1 protein-coding gene and 1 pseudogene are annotated in these 1,304 nt (G+C 74.8%); one reads left to right on the top strand and one right to left on the bottom strand.

Annotated elements, in window-relative coordinates:
• A partial coding sequence (locus AWZ10_RS14975) for an acyl-CoA dehydrogenase family protein (protein ID WP_060891291.1) occupies window positions 1-1,026 on the bottom strand: 1,026 nt, incomplete at its 3' end.
• A gap of 121 nt (window positions 1,027-1,147) precedes the next feature.
• Here AWZ10_RS14975 and AWZ10_RS53665 point away from each other — a divergent pair.
• Window positions 1,148-1,304, top strand: a pseudogene (locus AWZ10_RS53665) (acetyl-CoA acetyltransferase); the annotation flags it as partial.

Below are 1,304 nucleotides of genomic sequence, written 5' to 3'. Positions count from 1 at the left end.
CGCGCCGCCCTCTTCGCCGGGCCTGGCGGCCGCCGCCCAGGCCGCGTAGTACGCCGCCGACCGGGCCGCCCGCACCCGCACGTACACATCCGCGAGCCGGTGCTTCACCGCCTGGAACGACCCGATCGGCCGCCCGAACTGCTCGCGCTGCCGCGCATACGCGACCGTCCGCTCCAACGCCCGGTCGGCCGCGCCCACGGCCTCGGCGGCGAGCACGGCGGCGGCCGCGTCCCCGACCTCGGACAGGGCCGACAACACCCCGACGTCGGAACCGGAACCGGCAGCGGAGCCGGGTCCGGGGCGGACATCGGTTCCCAGCAACTCGGCCTCCACATCCCGGAGTTCGAGCCGCCCCACCGGCCGCGTCTCGTCGACGGAAGTCTGCCGCACCCGTACGAGGCTCCCACCGGCACCCGTCTCCCCCCGCACGAGGAACAGCAGCGTCCGCGAGCGGGCGTACCCCCCGGCGTGCGCGGCCACGAGCAGCATCCCCGCGCTGTGCCCGTCGAGCACCTGCCCGGCCTCCCCGTAGAGCCGCCATCCGTCCCCGACGCGTCGTGCCTGGACACCGCCGGCCCGGCCGCCGCCCGCCCACGCGCCCTCGTTGTCGCCGGTCAGCGCCAGCGCGGTGGCGAGGGCGGTGCCCGGTACGGCGAGGGCCGCGGTGAGCCGGCCCGAGGCGAGGAGGGGCAGCAGATCGGCGCGCTGCCGTTCGGTGCCGAGGGCGAGGACCAAGGGGGCGACGAGAACGGAGGTGGACAGCAGCGGCGAGGGCGCGAGAGCACGCCCCACCTCCTCGCCGGCCAGGGCCAGTTCGGTCACGGAGCAACCGACACCGCCGTACGCCTCGGGGAGGGCGAGCCCCGGCAGTCCGAGCTGTTCGGAGAGGGCGGCCCACAGTCCGCGGTCGTACCCCTCTCCCGTCCGTACGGCGGCCCGGACCTCCTCCGGACCACAACGCTTGAGCAGCAACTCCCGTACCGTGCGCCGGATCTCCTCCTGCTCGGCGGTGAAGCGGGCATCCATGGGCGGTCCCCCTTCCACTCCCCCAACATCCCGTCTCGATCTCTGACGGTCCGTCATATTAGGCCGGAAGACTACCGAAGCACAGGGCTGCCGGGCGCCCATCTGATGTACCGTCAGATTTATGACCGCTGCGCCCGCTACGCCCGGAACCGGTGGCCGTCGTGACGCGGCACGTCGTGGCGGCGGCCGGAAGGTCGCCGTCGTCGGGGCCGCGCTGTCCGACTGCGGCCGGGTGGACGACGCGACCCCGTACGCACTGCACGCGCAGGCCGCCCGAC

This window comes from Streptomyces europaeiscabiei (assembly GCF_001550375.1).
In the GTDB taxonomy this organism is placed as follows: Bacteria; Actinomycetota; Actinomycetes; order Streptomycetales; family Streptomycetaceae; genus Streptomyces; species Streptomyces europaeiscabiei.
Note: the sequence above shows the minus strand (reverse complement) of the source record. Positions and strands in the feature narration are given on the sequence as shown.